Below are 2,675 nucleotides of genomic sequence, written 5' to 3'. Positions count from 1 at the left end.
GGTGCGACCGTGGTGAACAGCGCTGCCCCCACCGTCGCGGCAGCAACGACCGCGACACGTCGTGTGCTGCCGGTCATTGGCCGACTCCGACGCCGGCACCGAATCCGGCACCGATCGTTCCGCCGACCGCCGCGCCGAGGGCACCGGCCGGTACTCCGAGGATCGCCGCGCCCGCGGCAGCGCCGGCGGCAGCGCCAAGGGCGGTGCCTGCGACTCCGCTGGTGGCTTGCCCGATGATGGGGACGGGGATGACGATGCCGAGGGCGGCCCCGGCGATTCCACCGACGGTGCCGCCGATCAGTCCTCCGGCGACCGCGCCCACCGCAGCCGCGGGGGCGCCGAGCACGGTCGCACCGGCCGCACCGCCTACAGCGGCGCCACCCAGGGTCGCGCCGCTGACGCGATCGGAGCGCCCGGCCGGGATCCCGACCGAGTCCAGTGCCGTCGCGATCTGAGCTTCGGCACCGGCGGCGGTGTTGTTGATGGTGTCGCGGACTTCCACCGGCAACCAGTCCGGGCTCGGGGTCTGCCACTCCCCTACCCGGATCGTGTTCTCCGGCGGCACGATCGGCGCCACCGGCTCCACCGGAACGGGCAGATGCAGTTCCTCGATCCGCACCGGCTCCACCGGCTCATCGACCTCGGGGGCCGGACGGGCCTGCCCGGTGCGAACCTGCTGGGGCTGCTCGTAATACACCGGCGGCGACGGCTCCGGCGCCGGCTCCGGTTCGGGGGCCGATTCGACCGGAGGCGGCGGCGGAGCGGGCGTTTCGGTGCCCGGCTGGGCCGGGCTGGTGACTCCGCCCTGGTCGGCCACAGCGGCCGCAGGTGCGCTCGCGTGGGCCGTGGCCGGAGCTGCCACGGCGACCGCGACAGGAATGGCGGCGGCCAGCAGCAAGGTGCTGCCGCGGCGAGTCAACCGGGCGCCGAGGTGAGGTTGTTCGGCGTTCGAGTAGGTGGTCGAGGGTGATTCGGGCATGACGGAGAGACCCTTTCTCGATGAAGGGTGGAGATACAGGAAGTGCCGCTGACGTTGCGCGGCAGACGAATTCGAGCCGCCCGCTTGGAGAGGCCCAGCCGGGCGGGCTGCCGCCCGGCCGGGGTACCTCTACGGGGCGGGTCTCACAGCAGGTGCAGGGCCAGGTTGAGCACGTTGCCGGCCAGTGCCAGGCCGTTGCTGAGCAGCGCCAGCCCGGCGTTGATGTAGCTGGCGATCATGATCGGATCCACAGGATTTCCTTTCTCGAATGCATGGAGTGGCTTGCACTTTCCATCCAAGCCACGAAATCCCGTGGGCCGCTAGGCTCTTAACTGATCGAGTTTTGATTGATCACAAAATGATCAGTTAAGGAACAACGGTCTGTGCAGCAGATTCGCGTTGAGATATCGAGAAATGTTCCTTACCGCGCAGCAGGAATCGCACCCCGCACGGTCTCATCGTCAGCGGGTAGCCTTACCTATGAGCAATTGATGAACATGCCCGTCCACCAATTGCGCGGTCGCGGGCAAACTTGCCGACCGAAACCCCCTCTGGTAGAACCGATCTCGTCACGAAGTCGAAATACTCCGTTCAAACCACTCAATCTGTGACTTCCGTCACCGCCTCCCGGGGGGGAGATGCAATGAACGACCGAATTTCACGACCCCACAAGGGACGCCAACGTCGACGCGCCCCCAACCGACCACAGGTCTCGATCCCCGACCTCGGCACCACCATCGGATGGATTCGAGACGACCTCGGCCTCACCCAGACCCAAGCAGCCGCAGAGCTCAACCTCAGCGCCGTTCACCTGGGGCGTTTCGAACGCGGCGAATCCAAGCCGCCTCCCGACACGCTCGAGAAGATCATCATCGGCTTGCGCGTGGACAGAGCCATGGCTTCACACCTTCGTGAGCTCGCCGCCCCCGCAATCACGCTGGCGCCACCCGATGCCTTGCGCAGGTATGTCCGAGCCGAGAAGTCGCTCATGCTCAACCTCGACCTGTTCCAATCCCGCGCCATACCAGCGGCCTTCATCGACCCGTTCTGGAATGTGTTGGCGCGCAACGACTTGTTTGCCGAGGTCTTTCCCGGTATCGACGACACCAGCTCGATCGCGGTGTGGATGTTGAGTGAGCAGGGCAAGAGCGTGGTCGTCGACTCCGAAGCCGAAGGCTCCTGGACGGTGGCGATGCTGAAATCCGCCCTGGGCCGTCACCGGAGCGCAGCTCAGGCCGCAGAGCTCGTTTCGGTTCTGATCTCGATCAGCGACGCTCGGCGACTGTGGGCAGCCAGCGTGAGCGACTCCTATGGGCGCGACTCACGGTGCCTGTTGCACGCCTACGATGCCGACCGCAAGCCGGTGTCCTACCTGCTGTCAATGACCGACGGGCTGCTCGCCCACCACGTCCAGCTCATCACAGTCACGCCTGAAGTGGCGTGTCCGCGGCCCGAACTCAACTAGCCACCAGCAACATCCGCCTGGTGGGGCGGGGGGGGGGGTGGGCCCCGGGCCCGGCGGGGGGTGTGGTTGGGTAAAAAGGGGGGGTGGGGGGGCGGGGGGGGGGCGGGGGGCGGGGGCGGGAAACGCGCCCCCACGGCCGCGTCGACCAGGTCGCCGGCCACGGTCGCGGTGACCATCGCCGGGCACCGACGATCTGCCTTCGCAGCCGCTTCGCCACCAGGACAGCGACCC

At 67.6% G+C, this 2,675-nt stretch carries 2 protein-coding genes; one reads left to right on the top strand and one right to left on the bottom strand.

Going from position 1 to position 2,675, the window contains the following annotated elements; translation table 11 throughout:
- Window positions 1-73 precede the first annotated feature (73 nt).
- Window positions 74-979, bottom strand: coding sequence for a hypothetical protein (locus tag QH270_RS13640; protein ID WP_280341651.1), 906 nt, complete (start codon window positions 977-979; stop codon window positions 74-76).
- Window positions 980-1,622: 643 nt separating this feature from the next.
- On the opposite strand from QH270_RS13640, the gene QH270_RS13635 reads away from it, so the two are divergent.
- Complete coding sequence (locus QH270_RS13635; RefSeq protein WP_280341649.1) at window positions 1,623-2,444, top strand: helix-turn-helix domain-containing protein; 822 nt, start codon at window positions 1,623-1,625, stop codon at window positions 2,442-2,444.
- The last annotated feature ends 231 nt before the right edge of the window (window positions 2,445-2,675 follow it).

It is taken from the genome of Nocardia neocaledoniensis (genome assembly GCF_029868625.1).
In the GTDB taxonomy this organism is placed as follows: domain Bacteria; phylum Actinomycetota; class Actinomycetes; order Mycobacteriales; family Mycobacteriaceae; genus Nocardia; species Nocardia neocaledoniensis_A.
The sequence above is the reverse complement of the archived record's forward strand: the minus strand, read 5'-3'. Positions and strand labels throughout refer to the sequence as shown.

Bases quoted from the DNA above. Each gene is read 5' to 3' on its own strand.
- QH270_RS13635 (WP_280341649.1), top strand. From the start codon at position 1,623: ATGAACGACCGAATTTCACGACCCCACAAGGGACGCCAACGTCGACGC.
- QH270_RS13640 (WP_280341651.1), bottom strand. From the start codon at position 979: ATGCCCGAATCACCCTCGACCACCTACTCGAACGCCGAACAACCTCAC.